Origin of the sequence: Agromyces mediolanus, assembly GCF_014648575.1 — a bacterium.
GTDB lineage: Bacteria > Actinomycetota > Actinomycetes > Actinomycetales > Microbacteriaceae > Agromyces > Agromyces mediolanus.
Window position 1 is genome coordinate 85,450 of the sequence record NZ_BMRJ01000005.1, and the last position, 20,556, is coordinate 106,005.

The window sequence follows — 20,556 nt, forward strand, 5'->3', positions numbered from 1 at the left end:
GCCGGATGGCGAGAACACGGACCTCCGGGCGCGGGCCGCGCGGGTCCTCCACGCTGCTCGCGGTGCCGGGCGGGATCTGGATGCTGGTGTTCTTCATCGTCCCGATCCTGGTCGTCGTGTGGTACAGCTTCGGGCAGAAGCCCGGCCTCTACGGCACGCACGACAACTCCGTGCTCTCGCTCGACCGCTACGGCGAGGCGCTGAGCGGGGCGTTCCTGCTCACCTTCGCGAACACCCTGCAGATCGCGGTGATCGGCACGCTCATCTGCGTGCTGATCGCCGTGCCCTTCTCGTACTGGCTCGCGGTGAAGGTGACGCCGAAGTGGCGCTACGTGGTCCTCGCGCTCGTGCTCGTGCCGTACTGGACGAACTTCCTCATCCGCACCCTCGGCTGGCAGATCCTGCTCGCGCCGGAGGGCCCGGTGACCGTGCTGCTCCGGCAGCTCGGGCTCGTCGACGCCGCGTTCTCGATGCTCTACACGAAGGGCGCGGTGCAGCTCGGCGTGGTCTACAACTACCTGCCGCTCATGATCCTGCCGATCTTCGTCGCCATGGAACGGCTCACACCGGCGCTGCGCGAAGCCAGCAAGGACCTCGGCGCCGGGCGCTGGGGGACGTTCCGGCAGGTGACGCTGCCGCTCGCGGCCCCCGGCATCGTCGGCGGCGTCGTGCTCGTCTTCATCCCGCTGATGGGCGACTACATCACCGCCCAGGTGCTCGGCGGTGCGAAGGGCAACATGGTCGGGCAGATGATCGCCGGCCAGTTCCAGCAGGGGCAGAACTGGGCGCTCGGGTCGGCGATGAGCGTGACCCTGATCCTGATCACCTTGCTCAGCGTCGTGCTCGTGGGCGCCGTCGGCATCGTCTGCGGCGCGATCCTCCGGGCCCGCCGCCGGCTGCCGATCGAACGAACCGCGGCCGCGGCGACGGCCGCACGCACCGGAACGGAGGTGCCGGCATGACGGGCACGACGCGCGACCGCGCCACGAACCTGTCGCTGCGGATCTTCGGGATCCTGGTGCTGCTCTTCCTCTTCGCACCCCTCCTCGTGATCCTCGTGTACTCGTTCAACTCGGGACGTCTGCTCGGCGCGTGGGAGGGCTTCGGGGTGAACGCGTATCAGACGGCGTTCAGCTCCCCCGACATCCTGCACGCGGTGGGCGTCTCGCTCCGCTCGAGCGTCGTCGCGACGCTGTTCGCGACGCTGCTCGGATCGGCGCTCGGCGTCGCCATCGGCGTCCGCACCGGCACCGTCGTCTCGGTGATCGTCGGCGTGCTCGCCCTCGTGCTGGTCACCCCCGAGATCGTGCAGGCCGTCTCGCTGATGCCCTGGCTCACCTCGCTCAGCGTGGACTGGGGCATCGCCCCGCTCAACGACGGCATCCTCCGGCTCGCGATCGGCCACTCGCTCTTCGCGACGGCCGTGGTGTCCTTCCTGGTGCGCGGCCGGGTGCGGGCCCTCGACCCGGCGCTCACCGAGGCCGCCGAGGACCTCTACGCCTCTCGCTGGAACAGCTTCCGGCAGATCCTGCTGCCGCAGCTCGCGCCCGCGATCGGGGCCGGCGCGCTGATGGCCTTCACCCTCAGCCTCGACAACACGATCATCTCCGCGTTCGTGCAGACCACGGGCAACACGCCGTGGCCCGTGTACGTGCTGAGCTCGCTGCGCTCGGGCCTGCGCCCGGAGCTCGCGGCGATGGCCGCCGTGATGCTCATCGCCACCCTCGCGCTGCTCGCCCTGGCGGCAGCCGTCCTCGCCCGAGGAGGATCGGCGTCGAGCACGGCTCGCGCGCTGGTCGGCTCCGAATGACGACGCCTGGAAGGATCATCCGATGACCGCGAAGCTGACGATCGTCGACTGCACCCTGCCGCTCCTCGACGGCGGCGACCAGCGGCACGCCGTCACCGTCGAAGGCGAGCGCATCGCCCGGGTGGTGCCGATGGCGGAGCTCGGTTCCGCGCCCGGCGAGGTGCTCGACGCGGCGGGGCGCAGCCTGCTGCCCGGTTTCACCGACGCCCACGTGCACCTCGTGGAGTCCGGCATCGAGCTGGCCCGCTGCGATCTCTCGTCGAGCCGTTCGCGCGCCCACGCGCTCGAGCTCATCGACGACTACTGCCGGCGGATGCCGAACGAGCCGTGGATCGTCGGCCGGGGCTGGTCGCTCGACCACTTCGCCGACACCGCCACGATGCTCGTCGAGCTCGACCGGCTGACCGGCGAGCGCCCGGCGTACCTCTCGAACAAGGACGGTCACAGCGCGTGGGTCAACTCCGCCGCGCTGCGTCGGGCCGGCATCACCGCGGGCACCCCGGATCCGGATGGCGGCCGCATCGAGCGCGACGCGTCCGGCGCCCCGAGCGGGCTGCTGCACGAGGGCGCCATGCTGCTCGTGGCCGACCTCATCCCGCCGCTCGACGAGGAGACGCGCTTCGCCGGCCTCCTCGCCGGCCAGCAGCGCTTCTTCTCCCTCGGCATCACGGGCTGGCAGGAGGCCATCGTCGGCGACTTCGTGCCGACCACCGACGTCGAGCGCAGCTACCGCCGGGCGATCGACTCGGGCGCCCTGCTCGGGCAGGTCACCGGGAACCTCTGGCTGCCCCGCAGCGACCCCGCGGGCGCCCTCGACGAGCTCATCGCCCGGCGCGCCGCCTTCGCCGGCGACGAGCGGTTCCGCGCCAGCGGCGTGAAGATCATGTACGACGGCGTCTGCGAGACCCTCACCGGCGCCGTGTCCGTGCCCTACCTCGACCCCTCGGGGCAGCACGGCGCCTCGGCGGAGCCGAACCGCGGCATCACCTTCTTCGACCCGGCGGAGCTCGCCCCCGTCGTCGTCGAGCTCGATCGGGCCGGCTTCGACCTGCACGCGCACGTCATCGGCGATCGGGCGACGGACGAGGTGCTCGCGATGATCGAGGCCGCGCAGCGGCAGAATCCCGCCCGCGACCGCCGCCATCAGCTGGCGCACCTGCAGCTGCTCGACCCCGGGCTGATCTCGCGCATGGCGGACGCCGGGGTGATCGCGAACGTGCAGCCCTACTGGGCGCAGGCCGACGCGCAGATGGTCGAGATGACGCTGCCCTTCCTCGACGCCTCGCTGCACGACCACCACTACGCCTTCCGCTCGCTCGAGCTCGCGGGTGTGCCGCTCGCCTTCGGCTCCGACTGGCCCGTGACCACGCCGAGCCCCTTCGACTGGATCCACGTCGCCGTGAACCGCAGCTACCCGGGCGACTCGACCGAGCCGTTCCTGCCGCACGAAGCCCTGTCGCGCGACTCCGCGCTGCGTGCGGCCACGAGCGGCGCGGCGCACGCGGTGCGTCAGGACGAGCTGCGCGGCCGCATCGAAGCGGGCCTCCTCGCGGATCTCGTGCTCCTCGACGCCGAGCTGCGCGAGGTGCCCGATGCCGAGCTCCACGCCGTGCAGGCGGACACCACCCTCGCGCGGGGTGCGGTCGTCTTCGAGCGGGGGTAGCGTCTTGGCGCCGCAGTCGGCGTCGTGCACGCACCTCACCAGCAGCAGATCCCCGGCCTCGCGGCCGGAAGGGAGAATCATCAACCTCGTGCCACACGCTTCGTCCGACGCGGGCTCGGCCCGCACCGGGCGCGGTCCCGTGCTCGTCGTCATGGGCGTCTCGGGAAGCGGCAAGACCACGTTCGCCGAGCTCATCGCGCACCGGCTGGGCTGGGACTTCCAGGAGGGCGACCGGCTGCATCCGGACGCGAACGTCGCCAAGATGGCGAGCGGGATCCCGCTGAGCGACGACGACCGCGAGCCGTGGTTGGACCGGATCGCGGACTGGATCGACGCGCACCTCGACGCCGACCGCCCCGCCGTGATCACCTGCTCGGCGCTCAAGCGCGCCTACCGCGAACGGCTGGCGCGCCCCGACGTCGTCTTCCTGCACCTCACAGGACCCCGCGAGCTCATCGCCGAACGACTCGGTCAGCGCACCGGGCACTTCATGCCGACGACGCTGCTCGACTCGCAGTTCGAGACGCTCGAACCGCTCGGCGCCGGCGAATCCGGCCTCGTGATCGATGCGCAGGGCACTCCGGAGCACGTGGTCGAGCAGACGATCGCGCAGCTCGGGCTCTGACTGCTCCTGACTCGCCGCCGCTGAGTGCTCTGGCGCGGCGCGGGACCGTCGGCGCTCCGCGCGTTCAGTCCGCGTCGCCGCCCGCGTCGCCGTTCTCGGCGGCGGATAGCTCGGGCGGCTCGGTGACGCTCGCCGTGACCCCGCTCAACGCGTCGCCGGAGCGCAGGCTCGCCGCCTCCAGCGCCCGCTCGATGGCCAGATCCAGCGCGGGTTCGATCGGTTCCTCAGCCATGGTGCCTCCTCATGAGCACCGTAGCCGCCGAGACGACGGACGGTCCAGGGCGCATAAGCGTGGCACGGAACAACGAAAAAGGCCCGGCCTCCGAAGAGACCGGGCCGCAGATGCTCCCCCACTTGGACTCGAACCAAGAACCTATCGGTTAACAGCCGATTGCTCTGCCAATTGAGCTATGGAGGATCGCTTGTTCAGCGACGACTACTCTAGCAAAGCCGCGCCCACTCTCCCAATCCGAGCGAAGCTCGCCACTCAGTAGCCGTGCTCGAGGTCGATCCGGCCGACGAACGCCCCGTCGCCGAGGAAGGCGCGCACGTTCTCGGCGACGCGTTCGGCGTAGAGCGGCGCCGTCATCTCCTCGGTGTCGGCGACATGCGGGGTGATCAGGCACTGCTCGAGCCCCCAGAGCGGATGCCCCGCCGGCAACGGCTCCGGATCCGTCACGTCGAGCCCGGCACCGCCGAGCGCGCCCGATTCCAGGGCGGCGACGAGGGCCGCCGTGTCGATGACCGCCCCGCGGCCGACGTTCACCACGACGGCGCCCGGGGCGAGCGCGGCGAGCACCTCGGCATCCACGATCCCCCGGGAGTCGTCGGTCAGCGCCGCGGCGACGAACAGCAGCTCCGCACCCCGCGCGGCCTCGGCGAGCCGCGCCACCGGCACGGTGCGCACCGCACCGGGCACCGCGCCGTCGCGGCGGCGCACCACCGTCGCACGCACGCGGAACGGCTCCAGCAACCGCAGCAGCTCGACGGCGACGCCGCCGGCGCCGAGCACCACGACCTCCGCGCCGTAGAGGCTGCGTCCGCGTTCGTCGGGCTCCCACGAGCTCGCCGCAGCGCGCCGCGGCAACTCCCGGAGCAGGGCGAGCGCGAGGGCGAGCGCGTGCTCGGCGACGGGCTGCGCGTAGGCGCCCTTGCCGCTCGTCCACGTGCGGCCGTCGCCGCGGGCACCGGCGAGCAGCTCGGCGAAGGCGTCGACGCCCGCCCACGGGAGCTGCACCCAGCCGATGGCGGGCCGATCGCGCAGGATTGCCGCGAGTTCGGCGGCGCCGTCGTTCGCGGTCCACACGAGGCCGCGGGTGTCGTCTGCGAGCGGCGCGAGCCGCCCGCCGGCGGACTCGACCGCGGCGCGAAGCCCCGCCGAGGCATCCGGCAGCACGGCGATCGGGCCGGGCGCCGGGCGCGCCCCCGCCTCCGCCGCCCGGCGCGGCGCCGCGTCGGCGGCCCCGCGCACCGGGCGGTGCCGCGCGCCGTCCCCGAGCAGGCTCATGCGAGCGGCGGCTCGAGGTCGTCGATGACGGCGTGCCCGTCGTCCAGCGCGCCCGCGAGGGCGCGGACGTACGGATGCCGCGGGTCGGAGAGCACCTCGTCGATCGTGCCCAGGGCGACGAGCGCGCCGTGGTCGAGCACGGCGATCCGGTCGGCGATGCGCCGCAGCACCGGCAGGTCGTGGGTGATCACGATCGCCGAGAAGGTGTGCCCCTGCCGGAGTTCGTTCACGAGTTGCGCGACCGAGTCGCGCACCGTCAGGTCGATGCCGGCGGTGGGCTCGTCGGCGATCAGGAGCTTCGGCTCCAGTACGAGGGCCCGGGCCAGCGCCACCCGCTGCCGCTGCCCTGCGGAGAGCTCGTACGGGTACTTGTCGAGGAAGCCGAGCGGCAGCCGCACCGAGTCGACCATCGTCGCCACCCGCGTGGCGAGCGCCCGCGCGTTGTAGTGCTGGTCGCGCTCCAGGATCGGTTCCGCCACGATCTCGCGCACCGAGCGATCGGCCGGCAGCGCGTCGGCGGCGCCCTGGGCGAGATACCCCACGTGCAGCGAGAACGCCGCCTGCTTGCGCCTGGGGAGCTTCCGCAGCCCGTGGCCGAGCACCGTCGCGTCCCCGCCCGTGATCACCGGCTGGCCGTCACCGGCCCGGGCGTCGAGGAACGATCCCGACAGCACCCGTGCGAGCGTGGACTTGCCGCTGCCGGCGCTGCCGAGGAGCCCGAGCACCTCGCCAGGTGCGAGCGAGAGGGAGAGGCCGTGCAGCGCGACGTGCGCGGGGCTCGGTCCCTTCGCCGGGTATTCGACCGAGAGGTCGCTCAGGACGACGGGGTTCGTGTGTGCCGCATTGCGCATCCTCAGCGGGCCTCCCGGAGACGACGGAGTTCCGCCCGGCGCTCGGCCTGCTCCACCGGGTCGGGCACGGGCAGCGAGGCCAACAGGCGCTTCGTGTAGGGATCCGACGGCGCCCCGAGCACCTCGGCGCCGGTGCCCTCCTCGACGAGCTCGCCGTGGTAGAGCACGGCGATGCGGTCGGCGAGCAGATCGACGACCGCGAGGTCGTGGCTGATGAAGAGCGACGCGAAGCCGAACTCCTGCTGCAGCTCCCGGAACAGCTCGAGCACGCGTGCCTGCACCGACACGTCGAGCGCGCTCGTCGGCTCGTCGGCGATGAGCAGCTCGGGCTCGAGGGCGAGCGAGCGGGCGAGGCTGGCGCGCTGGCGCTGGCCTCCGGAGAGCTCGTGCGGGTAGCGGTCGCCGTAGGCGCGCGGCAGCTGCACCGCCTCGAGCAGCTCGTCGACGCGCCCGCGGGCCTCCGCGGCGTCCGCCGCGCGCCCGTGGATCACGAGCGGTTCGGCGACGCACTCGGCGATCGTGAGCAGCGGGTTGAAGCTCGACGCCGGGTCCTGGAAGACGAAGCCGATGCGGCTCCGCGTGGGACGGAAGTCCCGCTCGCGGATGCCGTTCATCTCGTGGCCGAGCACCTGCAGCGAGCCACCGGTCACCTTCGTGAGCCCCGCGATGGCGCGGCCGATCGTCGTCTTGCCCGAACCGGACTCGCCGACGAGGCCGAGGACCTCCCCCGGTCGGATGACGAGGTCGACGCCGTCGACCGCGCGGAAGCCGGGCCGGCCGAACCGGCCGGGGTAGACGATCTCGAGCCCACGGGCCTCGACGACGGGCGCGGCGCCCGCCCACCCCTCGGCACGGGCGGCGACGCGCTCGGCGGCGCGCGCCGTGCCGTGGCCCACGTGCGGCACCGCGGCGAGCAGCGCCTTCGTGTAGTCGGCCTGCGGCGCGGCGAAGAGCTCGCGCACGGGCGCCTGCTCGACGAGCTTGCCCTGGTACATCACCGCGACGCGGTCGGCGAGGTCGGCGACGACGCCCATGTTGTGCGTGATGAGCACGATCGCCGTGCCGAACTCGTCGCGGCAGCGCCGCAGCAGGTCGAGGATCTCGGCCTGCACGGTCACGTCGAGCGCGGTCGTCGGCTCGTCGGCGACGATGAGCCCCGGGTCGAGCACGAGCGCCATCGCGATCACGATGCGCTGCTTCTGCCCCCCGGAGAACTGGTGCGGGAAGTGGTCGATGCGCACCTCGGGGTCGGGGATACCGACCCGGCCGAGCATCTCGATCGCCCGGCGACGCGCCTCCTTCTTCGAGACCTCGCCGTGGGCGCGGAGGCCCTCCATGATCTGCCAGCCCACCGTGTAGACGGGGTTCAGCGCGGTCGAGGGCTCCTGGAACACCATCGCGACGTCGGTGCCGCGGATCTCGCGCAGCTGCTGCTTGCCGAGCGAGATGACGTCGCGCTCGCGGGTGCCCTCGCGGTTCGAGAGCAGCACCACGCCGCTCGTCGTCGCCGTCTCCGGCAGCAGCCCGAGGATGGTCTTGGCGGTGACGGTCTTGCCGCTGCCGGACTCGCCGACGATGGCGAGCACCTCGCCGCGGGCCACTTCGAGCGAGACGTCGTCGACCGCCTTCACCGCGCCCGAGTCGGTGGCGAACGAGACGCCCAGGTGCTTGATCTCGACGACCGTGCTCATCGCTTGACCTCGATTCCGTGCTCGTCGAACGATTCGCCGCTCTCGAGGCCGTCGAGGCCCCCGGGGCCGGCCGAGAGGGTGCCGCCGGGCACGACCGAGGTCTCGGCGACCTGGCCGGCGGCCTGCGCGACGCGGCGGCGCCCGCGCAAGCGCGGATCGGCGAGGTCGTTCAGGCTCTCGCCGACGAGCGTGATGCCGAGCACCGCAAGGACGATGGCGAGACCCGGGTAGAGCGAGGTCCACCAGATGCCGCTCGTGACGTCGGAGAGCGCCTTGTTCAGGTCGTAGCCCCACTCGGCGGCGGCCGTCGGCTCGATGCCGAAGCCCAGGAAGCCGAGGCCCGCGAGCGTGAGGATCGCCTCCGAGGAGTTCAGCGTGAAGATGAGCGGCAGCGTGCGAGTGGCGTTGCGCAGCACGTGCCGGAACATGATCCGGCCGTTCGACGCGCCGAGCACCTTGGCCGACTCGACGTAGGCCTCCGCCTTGATCCGCACGGTCTCCGCCCGGACCACCCGGAAGTACTGCGGGATGAACACGACGGTGATCGAGAGCGCCGCGGCGAGGATGCCGCCCCACAGGCTCGACTGGCCGCCGGAGATCATGATCGACAAGGCGATCGCGAGCAGCAGCGAGGGGAAGGCGTAGATCGCGTCGCAGACGACGACGAGCACCCGGTCGAACCAGCCGCCGAAGTAGCCGGAGACGAGGCCGAGCAGCACGCCCGCGATGATCGAGGCGATCACCGCGACGATGATCACGAGCAGTGCGGTCTGCGCGCCCCAGATCACCCGGGACAGCACGTCGTAGCCGCCGACGGTGGTGCCGAAGGGGTGCTCGGCCGAGGGGGCCTGCTGGCTGCCGAAGGCGCCGTCCTCGCCGCGGAGCTGCGCGAAGCCGTACGGCGCGAGCAGCGGGGCGAAGATCGCGGTCAGGACGAACAGCCCCGTGATGACGAGGCCGGCGACGAGCATGCCGCGCTGCAGGCCGACGCTCTGGCGCAGCTGGTGCGCGACCGGCAGGCGGTCGCGCAGCCGGCGCTTCGGCACGGCGACGGGAGTCGCGGAAGTGGTGGTGGCGGTCATCTCAGTACCTCACCCTCGGGTCGATGAGCGCCGCGATGATGTCGACGACGAAGTTGGTGAGCGCGACGATGACGGCGAGCATGGCGACGATGCCCTGCACGGCGACGAAGTCGCGGGCCTGGAGGTACTCGGCGAGCATGAAGCCGAGCCCCTTCCACTCGAAGGTCGTCTCGGTCAGCACCGCCCCGCCGAGGAGCAGCGCGATCTGCAGGCCGATGACCGTCACGATCGGGATGAGCGCGGGCCGGTAGGCGTGCTTCGTCACGAGGCGCCGCTCGGCGACGCCGCGGGAGCGGGCCGCGTCGACGTAGTCGGTCGACAGCGTGCCGATCACGTTGGTGCGCACGAGCCGGAGGAAGACGCCGGCCGTGAGCAGGCCGAGCGCGATCGCGGGGAGCACGGCGTGCCGGAGCACGTCGCCGAGGACGGCCGGATCGCCCGTCAGGATCGCGTCGATCGTGTAGATGCCCGTGCTGAACGGCAGGAACTGCATCTCGAGCTCCGAGCCGGTGGAGGCGCGCCCCGCGACGGGCAGCACGCCGAGCCAGACCGAGAAGACGAGCTTCAGGAGCATGCCGGCGAAGAACACCGGGGTGGCGTAGCAGAGGATCGCGAAGACGCGCAGCACCGCGTCGCCCCAGCGGTCGCGCACGTACGCGGCGACCATGCCGAGCGGGATGCCGACGATGAAGGCCACGAGGAGCGCGTAGAAGGCGAGCTCGAGGGTGGCGGTGCCGTACGTCACGAGGACCTCGACGACCGGGCGGTTATCGGACAGCGTCGTGCCGAAGTTGCCGGTGAAGATCTGGCCGAGGTACTCGAAGTACTGCACGATGATGGGCCGGTCGTAGCCGGCGTTGTGGATCGCCTCGGCGAGCTGCGCGGGCGGCAGTTTGCCGCCGAGGGCGGCGGTGATCGGGTCGCCGGTCGCCCGCATGACGATGAAGACCACCGTCACGAGGATGAAGACCGTCGGGATGACCAGCAGGGCGCGCATCGCGATGTACCTGCCGAGGCTGCCGCCGGAGGATCTCTCCTGGCGTCGGGGGGCGCCACCCGGGGTGGTCGGCGGCGCGGTCGTCGTTGAGCTCATGTTCGCCTATCGTCGGGACGGAACGAAAGGCGGCCCGCCCTCGGAAGAGGCGGGCCGCCCGTTCGGTTCTTCGGAAACCTTACCGGCTGTCGGGGATCAACCCTTGGCCAGCGCGGCGTAGCGGAACTTGAACGACGCGTCGAGGGTGTCCTCGGCGCCCGTCACGTCGGCCCCGACGACCGCGACCTGCGCGCCCTGGAGGTACGGCACGGTCGACAGGTCGGCCGCCACCTTCTCCTGGATCTGCTCGATGAGCGCGGTGCGCTCCGCCGGGTCGGCCGTGACCGCCTGCTGCAGGATGAGGTCGTTGACCTCCTGGTTGTTGTAGTGGTTCGCCAGGAAGTTCTCGATCAGGAAGAACGGCGTGAGGTAGTTGTCCGCGTCCGAGTAGTCCGGGAACCAGCCGAGCTGGTAGGCCGGGTACACGTCCGAGCTGCGGTCCTTCGAGTACTGCACCCACTCGGTGGTCTGCAGGTTCACCTTGAAGAGGCCGGATGCCTCGAGCTGGTCCTTGATGAGGGCGTACTCGTCACCCGAGGACGGGCCGTAGTGGTCGTTCGAGTACTGCAGGTTCAGCTCGACCGGGACGGTCACGCCGGCGGCCTCGAGGCTCGCCTTCGCCTTGTCCGCGTCGGGGCCGCCGTTGCCGTCGCCGTAGAGCGGCTTCAGCGCGTCGACCTGGCCGGTGAGGCCCGCCGGGACGTAGGAGTACAGCGGGGTGTAGGTGCCCTTGTAGACCTGCGTGGCGATCTCGTCGCGGTCGATGAGGTCCGCGACCGCCTGGCGGACGGCGAGCGCCTTGGCCGGGTCGGCCTCGGGCGTCGTCGCGCCGTACGGCTGGGTGTTGAAGTTGAAGACGATGTAGCGGATCTCGCCGCCGGGGCCGTCGACGACCTTCACCTTGTCATTCTTCTTGAGGTCGTCGATGTCGGTCGCGGAGAGGCTCCGGAACGCGACGTCGATGTTGCCCTCCTGCACGTCGAGCTTGAGGTTCGACGAGTCGGCGTAGTACTTGACGTTGACCTTGTCGGTCTTCGGCGCGCCGAGGATGCCCTCGTAGTCGGGATTCGCCGCGTACGAGATCAGCTCGTTCATCTTGTAGCTCGTGATGACGTACTGGCCGGCGAACGCCTCGCCCTTGACGATCTCGTCGTCGGAGGTGAGCGCATCGGCCGAGAAGACGTCCTCGTCGACGATCGGGCCCACCGGGCTCGAGAGGATCTGCGGGAAGATCTGGTCGTTCTCGCTCTTCAGGTGGAAGACGACGGTGGTGTCGTCGACCGCTTCGACCGAGTCGAGGTTGTAGAGCAGCGACGACGGGCCGTTCTCGTCGGCGATCTTCAGCTGCCGGTCGAAGGAGAACTTCACGTCCGAGGAGGTGAGGTCGTTGCCGTTCGCCCACTTGAGGCCCGGCTTGAGCTTCACGGTGTACTCGGTCGGCGCGGTGAACTCCGCGGACTCCGCGATGTCGGGCTCGACGTCGGGGCTGCCGTACGGGGTGTTCATGAGGAACGGGAACACCTGGTTCATCACGGCGAACGAGCCGTTGTCGTACGAACCGGCCGGGTCGAGCGTCGTGATCTTGTCGGTCGTGCCGATGGTGATCGAGTCACCGCCGCCGCTGGAGCCGTTCGAACCGCCGGCCGAGCAGCCCGCGAGCGCGAGCGCCGCGATCGAGAGGCCGGCGACGGCGACGATGCCGCGACGCGCGGTAGTGGATGCGGATGTCATATCCGGGTCCCTCTTCCTGTCAGAGTTCATCGCGGACCAGCGCCCGGTCCGGCGCCTGCCCGCGATTCGATATCCCCAACACCTAGCACACGGCAGATGGAAACGTGCACGGCGGGGAGCTGCGACGGAGGAATGTTTACCGATCTGCAACCAAGCGCGCAAGGGATGCGCGTGATTGCACGGATGGACGGATGGCCCGCCTCATTCGGCGCGGAGGGCCACCCGTTCGCGGTCGATCTCGACGATCGCGCGCTGCAGCATCTCGTAGCTCGCCCGGTCCTCCGCGGCGAGGCGCGTCAGCCGACCCATCAGCTCGACCTTCTGCCGCAGCAGCTCCCGGTCGACGAGCGAGGAGAGCACGCCGCGCACCCAGCCGGCGATCGCCGCCTCGTTGCGCTGCGGCACGGGCAGCACCGCGAGCTGCTGCACGATGCTCGCGAACGGGGCCGGCACCTGGCCGATGACCCGGTCGACGGTGATCGCCTCGACGCCCCCGCCGAGGGCCGCCGCGATCCCGTCGCGCACGACCGCGAGCGAGGGGTTCTCGAAGCGCGCCTCCGCGGCGTGCGCGAGCAGGCCCGGCTCGGCGGAGCCCGGGTACTGCAGCATCGCCTGGAGCGCCTCGCGCTCGAGCCGGGTCGAGGGATCGTTGGGCAACTCGGAGATCGAGAACGGGCGCGCCGGGGCATCCGCCCGCGTCTCGGTCTGGACGCCCTCGTTCGCGTTCGGGGCGCGGCGCTCCCCCTGGCCGCGGTCGCGCTCCCCCGAGCGACTGCGACTCGTCGCCGCCTTGACGGCGCGGCCGACCTCGCCGAGGTCCATGCCGAGCATGCGCGCGAGCTCGCGCGAGTAGCCGGGGCGCAGCGCGGGGTCGCGGATCTCGGCGACGACCGGCGCCGACTGGCGCAGCGCCGACACCCGGCCCTCGACGGTGTCGAGGTCGTACCGGCCGACGATCTGGCGCAGCACGAACTCGAACATCGGCACCTTGGTGTCGACGAGGGTGCGCACCGCGTGGTCGCCGCGGGCGAGCCGCAGGTCGCAGGGGTCGAGCCCGTCGGGCGCGACGGCGACGAAGGTCTGCGCGGCGAAACGCTGCTCCTCGGCGAAGGCCCGCATCGCGGCCTTCTGCCCGGCCTCGTCGCCGTCGAAGGTGAACACCACCTCGCCCACGCCGGAGTCGTCGCCGAGCACCCGTCGGAGCACCTTGATGTGGTCGACGCCGAAGGCGGTGCCGCACGTCGCGATCGCCGTCGTGACCCCCGCGAGGTGGCAGGCCATGACGTCGGTGTAGCCCTCGACGACGACGACGCGCTGCGAGCGGGAGATGTCTCGCTTGGCGAGATCGAGCCCGTACAGCACCTGCGCCTTGTGGTAGATCGCGGTCTCGGGGGTGTTCAGGTACTTCGGGCCGTTGTCGTCGTCGAGCAGCCGCCGGGCGCCGAAGCCCACGGTCTGCCCGGTGACGTCGCGGATCGGCCAGACGAGACGGCCGCGGAAGCGATCATAGACGCCGCGGTCGCCCTGCGAGACGAGACCGGCCGCCGCGAGCTCCTCGGTCGAGAAGCCGCGCCCCCGCAGATGCTTCGTCAGCGCGTCCCAGCTCTTCGGCGCGAAGCCCACGCCGAAGCGCTTGGCGGCCTCGGCGTCGAATCCGCGCTCGCCGAGGAACCGGCGACCCACCTCGGCGATGGGCTGCAGCAGCTGCTCGGCGAAGAACTCCGCCGCCGCCTGGTTCGCCGCGAGGAGCCGGGCGCGGTTGCCGTGGTCGCTCGCCTGGCCGCCGTCCTCGTAGTGCAGCTCGTAGCCGATGCGTCCCGCGAGGCGCTCGACGGCCTCGGTGAAGGAGACGTGGTCCATCTTCTGCAGGAAGCTGTAGACGTCACCCGACTCGCCGCAGCCGAAGCAGTGGTAGAAGCCGACCCCGGGGCGCACGTTGAAGCTCGGGCTGCGTTCGTCGTGGAAGGGGCAGAGGCCCTTCATCGAGCCGACGCCGGCGGACTTCAGACTCACGTACTCGCCGATGATGTCGGCGATGTTCGTGCGGGATTTCACCTCTTCGACATCGCTCTGTCGAATTCGGCCCGCCATGCTCACATCCTATGCTCCGCCGGACCCTCCGGGGCCCGATGCCACCGCGCCACCGTCGCGCGTCAGCGCTGCACGAGCCGCTCGTGCCAGGCGAGCGCCGACTGGTCGGTGAGGCTCTGCACCTGGTCGACGACGACCCGCTTGCGCGCGGCGTCGTCGGCCGCGGCCCGCCAGTCCTCGGCGAGGCCCGGGTCGAGGTGCTGCTCCCCCGTCTCGAGGAGGACGTCGGCGAGCGAGGTCAGCACCTCGCGCTGCTGCCGGTAGATCGGCTGCCGCGTGTTGCGGGACATCACGAAGGCCGCGACGATGCCCTTGAGCACCGCGATCTCGGCCTGGATCTCGCGGGGCACCACGACGTCGCCGTCGAAGCGGATGAGGCTCGCCACCGGGAACGCCGCCCGGGTGGCCTCGGTCGCGGCGTGCGCGAAGCGGCCGATGAGCTGGCTCGTGAGGTTCTTGAGCCGTGCCTGGTCGAGCCGGCTGCCGCTCCACGTGTCGAGCCAGACGTCGAGCGAATCGAGCCGGTCGAACGCCGCCATGAGCTCGTCGTGCGAGTGCTGCCCGCCGATCCACTCGTACATCGAGGCGACGAGCTCGTCGTGGTCGACGCGGCGGCCGAGCGCTTCGACGTCGAGGTAGCCGTTGACGACGGCGTCTTCGAAGTCGTGCACCGAGTAGGCGATGTCGTCGGAGAGGTCCATCACCTGCGCCTCGATGCAGAGCCGCCGCTCGGGCGCCCCGGCCCGCAGCCACTCGAACACCGCGACGTCGTCGTGGTAGAAGCCGAACTTCTGCCGCCCGGATGGGTCGGCCACGCCCTGCTCTTCTGGCCAGGGGTACTTGCAGCTCGCGTCGAGGCTCGCCCGGGTGAGGTTCAGCCCGTAGCTGCGGCCGTCGGCATCGAACACCTTCGGCTCGAGCCTCGTGAGGATGCGGAGGGTCTGCGCGTTGCCCTCGAAGCCGCCGATGTCGGCCGACCAGGCGTTGAGCGCCTTCTCGCCGTTGTGCCCGAAGGGCGGGTGCCCGAGGTCGTGCGCGAGGCAGGCCGTGTCGACGACGTCGGGATCGAGGGCGAGGTTGGCGGCGAGCTCGCGACCGATCTGGGCGACCTCGAGCGAGTGGGTGAGCCGGTTGCGGGCGAAGTCGAGACCGGCGGTGGGGCTCAGCACCTGGGTCTTCGCCGCGAGGCGCCGCAGCGCGCTCGAGTGCAGCAGGCGGGCCCGATCGCGGGCGAAGTCGCTGCGCCGCGAGGAGTGCTGCTCGGGCAGCAGCCGCTCGGCGTCGGCCTCGCCGTAGCCGCCGAAGAGCCTCGCGTCGCCGAGCAGCTCTGCGCCGCCGAACAGGCGGTCGCCGAAGGCCGGGATCGTCACGCTCAGCCGCCGCTCGTGTCGAGCTCGGCGTCGACGAGCGTCACGCGGTCGTGCCCGGCGAGCTCCTGCGAGTCGAGCCAGCCGTCGGGCAGGGCGGGGTTCTTCGGGGTGCCGGCACGGCCTCGCGGGCCCTCCGCCCCCTCGCCCGGGTACGGCATCGACCAGTCGAGCGTGCCGAGCAGGTCGTCGAGCATCTGCAGCGACTCGACGGTGGCGAGCCGGGCGCGCAGCTCGCCGCCGACCGGGTAGCCCTTGAAGTACCAGGCGACGTGCTTGCGGATGTCGCGGCAGCCGCGCTCCTCGCTGTCGAAGAACTCGGCGAGGAGCTCCGCGTGCCGGCGGAAGGTCTGCGCGACCTGCCCCAGGCTCGGCTGGAAGAGGCTCGCGCTGCCGTCGGCCAGCTGGCCCCGGAAACCCGCCGCGAGATCGCCGAAGAGCCAGGGGCGGCCGAGGCATCCGCGCCCGACGACGACGCCGTCGCACCCCGTCTCGGCGACCATGCGCAGCGCATCGTCGGCCGACCAGATGTCGCCGTTGCCGAGCACGGGCACCGAGGTGACCGTCTCTTTCAGCTTCGCGATCGCCGACCAGTCGGCGTGCCCGGAGTAGAACTCGGCCGCGGTGCGCGCGTGCAGCGCGATCGAGGCGACGCCGGCGCCCTCGGCGATGCGACCCGCCTCGAGGTAGGTCAGGTGGTCGGCATCGATGCCCTTGCGCATCTTGATCGTGAGCGGGACGTCGCCCGCGGCCCGCACCGCGCCCTCGACGATGTCGCGGAACAGCCCGTTCTTCCACGGCAGGGCGGCGCCGCCGCCCTTGCGGGTGACCTTCGGCACCGGGCAGCCGAAGTTCAGGTCGATGTGGTCGGCCCGGTCTTCGGCGACGAGCATCGTGACCGCCTCGGACACGGTCTTCGGGTCGACGCCGTACAGCTGGATGGAGCGCGGCGTCTCGGACTCGTGGTGCGTGATGAGCCGCATCGATTCGGGCGTGCGCTCGACGAGCGCGCGGCTCGTGATCATCTCGGAGACGTAGAGCCCGGCGCCGAATTCGCGGCAGAGCCGGCGGAACGCGGTGTTCGTGATGCCCGCCATCGGGGCGAGCACCACGGGCACGTCGAGCTCGAGCGCGCCGATCGTGAGCGGCGTGACGGTGGCGGGGATCGTTGACATCCCTTCGATTCTTCCAGATCCCGGCCTGCGGGCCGCCCGTTCCCGCGCGGCGCGTAGGATTCGAACCGGATCGAGCGATGTGGAGGACGAGATGACGGACGCGCCCCTTTCCGGCGTCGAGCGGGTGCGAGCCGACGCGGCCGCCCGCGGACTCGAGATCGAGGTCATCGAGCGACCTGCCGCCCGGAGTCTCGAGGAGGCGGCCGAGCTGCTGGGCATCTCCCCCGGCGACATCGTGAAGTCGCTCGTCGTGAAGCGCAGCGACGGCAGCTACCTCTTCGCCCTCGTGCCGGGCGGCCGCAAGATCAGCTGGCCGAAGCTGCGGGCCCTCGTCGGCGTCAACAAGCTGCAGCTGCCCGACGCCTCCCTCGCGCTCGCGGCGACCGGCTACGAGCGCGGCACCATCACGCCGCTCGGATCGACGACCGCCTGGCCGGTGTACGCCGACGAGACCATCGCCGGCCGACGCGTCTCGATGGGCGCCGGCGAGCACGGCCGCAGCCTCTTCGTCGACGCCGACGCCCTCATCGCGGCGTACGGCGCGACCGTCGCCGACCTCAGCGACCCGGAGTAGCCCGGCCCGGCGGACGGGCGGGAATGCCGCGCGCGGTCCGTGCGTTCGCATCGATGTGAGCACTCCCATCAAGATCGACATCTGGTCCGACATCGCCTGCCCCTGGTGCTACATCGGCAAGCGCCACTTCGAAGCGGGCGTCGCCGCCCTGGGCGATGACGCCCCCGAGATCGAGGTGGAGTACCACTCCTTCGAGCTCGCACCCGACACGCCCGTCGACTTCCAGGGCAGCGAGATCGACTTCCTCGCGAAGCACAAGGGCATGCCGGCCGAGCGGGTGCAGCAGATGCTGCAGCACGTCACCGGTGTCGCCGCGAACGCGGGCCTCGACTACGACTTCGACGCCCTCCAGCACACCAAGACCCTGAAGGCGCACGAGCTGCTGCACTTCGCGAAGTCCGAGGGCCGCCAGCTCGAGCTCGCCGAGCGCCTGTTCCGCGCCTACTTCACCGAGGGCCGGCACGTCGGCCGCGTCGACGACCTGGTCGCGCTCGCCGCCGACGCCGGGCTCGACGCCGACGCCGCGCGCGAGGCACTCGAGTCCGGTCGCTTCGCCGCCGCCGTCCAGGCCGACATCGCCCAGGCGGGTGCGTACGGCATCAACGGGGTGCCCTTCTTCGTCATCGACGGCAAGTACGGCGTCTCCGGCGCCCAGCCCGCCGAGGTGTTCGGCCAGGTGCTCACCCAGGTGGCCGGCGAGCGGGACGGGGCAGTCGCGTGACCGCGGCCGACGCTGCGTCCGCGGTGGCCGCGACGGATGGCTCGAGCGGCGCGCCCGCCGAGGCATCCGTCTCGCCCTTCACGATGGTGACCGGCGCCCCTGGCGCGATGGTCTGCGAGGGCGACGTCTGCTTCGTGCCCGGTGCCGGCGCCGACGCCGAATAGCCGACCCCCTTTCTTCGCCGAGCCGAACGATATATCGTTGAGTATCGTTCGTTAACTCAGCATGGAGGTCACCATGAACGGACAGCGCCCGAGCGGCGGATTCAGCGGCACCGGCTTCCCGGGCGACGGCCCCGGCCAGCTGCTCTGGGAGGCGATGTCGCAGTTGCGCTCCTCCCTCGACCCGCGCGGCGGCGCTTCCCGCATGGCGCGCGGCGACGTGCGCCAAGCCGTGCTCGCACTGCTCGCCGAAGAGCCCATGCACGGGTACCAGATCATCCGCGAGATCGAGGAGCGCAGCGGCGGCAGCTGGAAGCCCAGCGCCGGTTCGGTCTACCCGACCCTGCAGCTGCTCGCCGACGAGGGGCTGATCACGGCCGAGGAGCTCCGCGGCCGCAAGACCTACTCCCTCACCGAGTCGGGGCGCGCCGAGGCCGAGGCGGGCGCCGATCGGCCTGCGCCCTGGGAGTCGGGCACCCGCAGCGCCGCCCCGCACGCGGCGCTGTCCAAGGCGGGCATCGAGCTCGCCTCCGCGGCCGCCCAGCTCGGCCGCACCGGCACGCCGGAGCAGCTCGAGCAGGCGGTGCGAGAGCTCGACGACACCCGGCGGCGGCTCTACTCGATCCTCGCCCAGGACTGACCGGGTGACACCGCGCGTCGCCGGCGGCCCCGCACCGTCCGCCGCGGACGACGAGCGCGCCCGGCGTGCTCGCTCGCGCCGCATCCTGCGCTTCGCCGCCCGGCAGCTCGTGCAGCTCTGGTGGTTCGAGCTCGCGCTGCCGAAACTCGGGTTCGGCGGCGTCGCCGAGCGCACCCGCGCCGCACGGATGCGGCGGCTCGCCACGCGCTTCCGCGGCCTCGCGGTCGAGCTCGGCGGCCTGATGATCAAGGTCGGCCAGTTCCTCTCGTCCCGGCTCGACGTGCTGCCGCCCGAGATCACCGCCGAACTGGAGGGGCTGCAGGACGAGGTGCCCGCGGTCGCGTTCCCCGAGATCCGGACGCTCGCCGAGCAGGAGCTCGGCGCCCCGCTCGGCTCGGTGTACGCCGCCTTCGACGAGACCCCGGTCGCGGCGGCCTCGCTCGGCCAGGCGCATCGCGCCCGGCTCGCCGCACCCGATGCCGAAGACGCCGGCTTCGCCGAGGTCGTCGTGAAGGTGCAGCGCCCGGGCATCGACCGCATCGTCGCGGTCGACCTCGCGGCGCTCCGCCGCATCGCGGGCTGGCTGCGCCGGGTGCGGATCGTCGCCGACCGTGTGGATGCCCCGGCCCTCGTCGAGGAGTTCGCCCAGACCAGCCTCGAGGAGATCGACTACCTGCACGAGGCGGCCAACGCCGAACGCTTCGCCGAGTCGTTCGCGGAGGAGCCGCGCGTCGACGCGCCCGCCGTCGTCTGGGCGCGCACCACCCGACGCGTGCTGACGCTCGAGGACGTCACCGCGATCAAGATCAACGACACAGCGGCACTGCGCGCGGCCGGCATCGACCCCTCGGAGGTCGCGCACCTCTTCGCCGAGGTCATGTTCGACCAGGTGTTCACGCACGGCTTCGTGCACGCCGATCCGCACCCCGGCAACCTCTTCGTCACGCCCGGCGGCGCCCCGGACCCCTCGGATCCTCAGGGGGACGCCGCGCCGCCCGCGTGGCGGCTCACCTTCGTGGACTTCGGCATGATGGCCGAGGTGCCCACCGAGCTCCGCAGCGGGCTGCGCACCCTCGTGATCGCCGTCGCCGCACGCGACGGCCGCGGCATGATCGAGGCCGCGCGGGAGATCGGCGTGCTCCTGCCGAGCGCGGACACCGGCGAGCTCGAGCGCGCGCTCTCCCAGCTGTTCGACCGCTTCGGAGGCATGGGCTTCGCCCAGCTGAAGGACGTGGATCCGAGGGAGTTCCGCGAGTTCGGCGAGGAGTTCGGCGACGTCGTGCGCTCCCTCCCGCTGCAGCTGCCCGAGCACCTGCTGCTCCTCATCCGCGCGATGGCGCTCACCTCCGGCATGTGCAGCGGGCTCGACCCCGAGTTCAACGTCTGGGACGCGGTCGAACCGTACGCGACGCAGCTGCTCCGCGAGGAGGGCGGCGGGATGGCCCGCGGGTTCGTCGACCAGGCCATGTCGAGTGCCGGCATCATGTGGGGAATGCCGCAGCGGCTCGACTCCGTCGTCACGAAGGTCGAGCAGGGCCGGCTCTCCTTCGACACCTCGCGGCTCGAGCGGCGTCTCGATCGACTCGAAGGCGTCGCCCGCCGCGTGGTATCGGCCGTGCTGTTCGCCGCCCTCCTCATCGGCGGCGCGGTGCTCGTCGCACCGAACCCGCCGCTCGGGTGGACCCTCGTCGGGCTCTCCGCGCTGCCCCTGCTGCACGCGCTCCTGGCTGGGCTCTTCGCCCGGCGCGGCCCGAGGTAGCCGCTCCGCTAGGCT

The 20,556-nt window shown here is 71.7% G+C and carries 19 protein-coding genes and 1 tRNA gene; 9 read left to right on the forward strand and 11 right to left on the reverse strand.

The window, feature by feature from the left end; genetic code table 11:
* The first annotated feature begins 5 nt into the window (after positions 1-5).
* The 4 genes from IEY71_RS16365 (at position 6) to IEY71_RS16380 (ending at position 4,098) form a co-directional block, all read left to right on the forward strand.
* Positions 6-962, forward strand: coding sequence for an ABC transporter permease (locus IEY71_RS16365; RefSeq protein ID WP_189086447.1), 957 nt, complete (start codon positions 6-8; stop codon positions 960-962).
* Entirely contained in the window at positions 959-1,810 is an 852-nt protein-coding gene (locus tag IEY71_RS16370; RefSeq protein WP_189086448.1) for an ABC transporter permease, read from the forward strand. Before IEY71_RS16365 ends, IEY71_RS16370 begins: the two co-directional genes overlap by 4 nt.
* Positions 1,811-1,832: 22 nt before the next feature.
* A complete protein-coding gene (locus tag IEY71_RS16375) occupies positions 1,833-3,473 on the forward strand; it encodes an amidohydrolase (protein ID WP_189086449.1) in 1,641 nt (546 codons plus the stop codon).
* A gap of 88 nt (positions 3,474-3,561) precedes the next feature.
* On the forward strand, positions 3,562-4,098 hold the full coding sequence (locus IEY71_RS16380) for a gluconokinase (protein WP_308426166.1): 537 nt from the start codon (positions 3,562-3,564) through the stop codon (positions 4,096-4,098).
* Between the two features lie 64 nt (positions 4,099-4,162).
* Here IEY71_RS16380 and IEY71_RS16385 read toward each other — a convergent pair whose 3' ends face one another.
* From IEY71_RS16385 to dusB, 11 genes are all read right to left on the reverse strand, one after another.
* Entirely contained in the window at positions 4,163-4,330 is a 168-nt protein-coding gene (locus IEY71_RS16385) for a hypothetical protein (protein ID WP_189086450.1), read from the reverse strand.
* A gap of 113 nt (positions 4,331-4,443) precedes the next feature.
* Positions 4,444-4,516 (reverse strand) — tRNA-Asn (locus tag IEY71_RS16390).
* A 69-nt stretch (positions 4,517-4,585) separates the two neighbouring features.
* Entirely contained in the window at positions 4,586-5,605 is a 1,020-nt protein-coding gene (locus IEY71_RS16395; RefSeq protein WP_189086451.1) for an NAD(P)-dependent oxidoreductase, read from the reverse strand.
* Entirely contained in the window at positions 5,602-6,456 is an 855-nt protein-coding gene (locus tag IEY71_RS16400; protein WP_189086452.1) for an ATP-binding cassette domain-containing protein, read from the reverse strand. Before IEY71_RS16400 ends, IEY71_RS16395 begins: the two co-directional genes overlap by 4 nt.
* 2 nt (positions 6,457-6,458) lie before the next feature.
* The gene (locus IEY71_RS16405) at positions 6,459-8,147 is read right to left on the reverse strand and encodes an ABC transporter ATP-binding protein (protein ID WP_189086453.1); all 1,689 of its coding nucleotides are present in this window, start codon (positions 8,145-8,147) and stop codon (positions 6,459-6,461) included.
* On the reverse strand, positions 8,144-9,229 hold the full coding sequence (locus IEY71_RS16410) for an ABC transporter permease (RefSeq protein WP_189086454.1): 1,086 nt from the start codon (positions 9,227-9,229) through the stop codon (positions 8,144-8,146). Before IEY71_RS16410 ends, IEY71_RS16405 begins: the two co-directional genes overlap by 4 nt.
* A 1-nt stretch (position 9,230) precedes the next feature.
* Complete coding sequence (locus tag IEY71_RS16415) at positions 9,231-10,322, reverse strand: ABC transporter permease (RefSeq protein WP_189086455.1); 1,092 nt, start codon at positions 10,320-10,322, stop codon at positions 9,231-9,233.
* Positions 10,323-10,418: 96 nt separating this feature from the next.
* The gene (locus tag IEY71_RS16420; RefSeq protein WP_189086456.1) at positions 10,419-12,053 is read right to left on the reverse strand and encodes an ABC transporter substrate-binding protein; all 1,635 of its coding nucleotides are present in this window, start codon (positions 12,051-12,053) and stop codon (positions 10,419-10,421) included.
* Between the two features lie 201 nt (positions 12,054-12,254).
* Complete coding sequence (dnaG, locus tag IEY71_RS16425; RefSeq protein WP_189086457.1) at positions 12,255-14,144, reverse strand: DNA primase; 1,890 nt, start codon at positions 14,142-14,144, stop codon at positions 12,255-12,257.
* A gap of 62 nt (positions 14,145-14,206) precedes the next feature.
* Positions 14,207-15,469 carry a deoxyguanosinetriphosphate triphosphohydrolase gene (locus tag IEY71_RS16430; protein WP_189086526.1) on the reverse strand — a complete coding sequence of 421 codons (1,263 nt, stop codon included), beginning with the start codon at positions 15,467-15,469 and terminating at the stop codon, positions 14,207-14,209.
* 47 nt (positions 15,470-15,516) lie between these two features.
* Positions 15,517-16,686: a tRNA dihydrouridine synthase DusB gene (dusB, locus tag IEY71_RS16435; protein WP_189086458.1), complete on the reverse strand. Its 1,170-nt coding sequence runs from the start codon at positions 16,684-16,686 to the stop codon at positions 15,517-15,519.
* A 91-nt stretch (positions 16,687-16,777) separates the two neighbouring features.
* Between dusB and IEY71_RS16440 the strand changes: the two genes are divergently transcribed.
* From IEY71_RS16440 to IEY71_RS16460, 5 genes are all read left to right on the forward strand, one after another.
* Positions 16,778-17,260, forward strand: coding sequence for an aminoacyl-tRNA deacylase (locus IEY71_RS16440; RefSeq protein WP_189086459.1), 483 nt, complete (start codon positions 16,778-16,780; stop codon positions 17,258-17,260).
* Positions 17,261-17,315: 55 nt separating this feature from the next.
* Positions 17,316-17,981: a DsbA family oxidoreductase gene (locus IEY71_RS16445; protein WP_189086460.1), complete on the forward strand. Its 666-nt coding sequence runs from the start codon at positions 17,316-17,318 to the stop codon at positions 17,979-17,981.
* A complete protein-coding gene (locus IEY71_RS16450) occupies positions 17,978-18,145 on the forward strand; it encodes a hypothetical protein (RefSeq protein WP_189086461.1) in 168 nt (55 codons plus the stop codon). Before IEY71_RS16445 ends, IEY71_RS16450 begins: the two co-directional genes overlap by 4 nt.
* A gap of 73 nt (positions 18,146-18,218) precedes the next feature.
* Positions 18,219-18,782, forward strand: a complete 564-nt coding sequence (locus tag IEY71_RS16455) for a PadR family transcriptional regulator (RefSeq protein WP_189086462.1) — start codon at positions 18,219-18,221, stop codon at positions 18,780-18,782.
* 4 nt (positions 18,783-18,786) lie between these two features.
* Positions 18,787-20,541, forward strand: coding sequence for an ABC1 kinase family protein (locus tag IEY71_RS16460; RefSeq protein ID WP_189086463.1), 1,755 nt, complete (start codon positions 18,787-18,789; stop codon positions 20,539-20,541).
* The last annotated feature ends 15 nt before the right edge of the window (positions 20,542-20,556 follow it).

Coding starts and splice junctions, on each gene's coding strand:
- IEY71_RS16365 (WP_189086447.1), top strand. CDS start 6: ATGGCGAGAACACGGACCTCCGGGCGCGGGCCGCGCGGGTCCTCCACG.
- IEY71_RS16370 (WP_189086448.1), top strand. CDS start 959: ATGACGGGCACGACGCGCGACCGCGCCACGAACCTGTCGCTGCGGATC.
- IEY71_RS16375 (WP_189086449.1), top strand. CDS start 1,833: ATGACCGCGAAGCTGACGATCGTCGACTGCACCCTGCCGCTCCTCGAC.
- IEY71_RS16385 (WP_189086450.1), bottom strand. CDS start 4,330: ATGGCTGAGGAACCGATCGAACCCGCGCTGGATCTGGCCATCGAGCGG.
- IEY71_RS16395 (WP_189086451.1), bottom strand. CDS start 5,605: ATGAGCCTGCTCGGGGACGGCGCGCGGCACCGCCCGGTGCGCGGGGCC.
- IEY71_RS16400 (WP_189086452.1), bottom strand. CDS start 6,456: ATGCGCAATGCGGCACACACGAACCCCGTCGTCCTGAGCGACCTCTCG.
- IEY71_RS16405 (WP_189086453.1), bottom strand. CDS start 8,147: ATGAGCACGGTCGTCGAGATCAAGCACCTGGGCGTCTCGTTCGCCACC.
- IEY71_RS16410 (WP_189086454.1), bottom strand. CDS start 9,229: ATGACCGCCACCACCACTTCCGCGACTCCCGTCGCCGTGCCGAAGCGC.
- IEY71_RS16415 (WP_189086455.1), bottom strand. CDS start 10,322: ATGAGCTCAACGACGACCGCGCCGCCGACCACCCCGGGTGGCGCCCCC.
- IEY71_RS16420 (WP_189086456.1), bottom strand. CDS start 12,053: ATGACATCCGCATCCACTACCGCGCGTCGCGGCATCGTCGCCGTCGCC.
- dnaG (WP_189086457.1), bottom strand. CDS start 14,144: ATGGCGGGCCGAATTCGACAGAGCGATGTCGAAGAGGTGAAATCCCGC.
- dusB (WP_189086458.1), bottom strand. CDS start 16,686: ATGTCAACGATCCCCGCCACCGTCACGCCGCTCACGATCGGCGCGCTC.
- IEY71_RS16440 (WP_189086459.1), top strand. CDS start 16,778: ATGACGGACGCGCCCCTTTCCGGCGTCGAGCGGGTGCGAGCCGACGCG.
- IEY71_RS16455 (WP_189086462.1), top strand. CDS start 18,219: ATGAACGGACAGCGCCCGAGCGGCGGATTCAGCGGCACCGGCTTCCCG.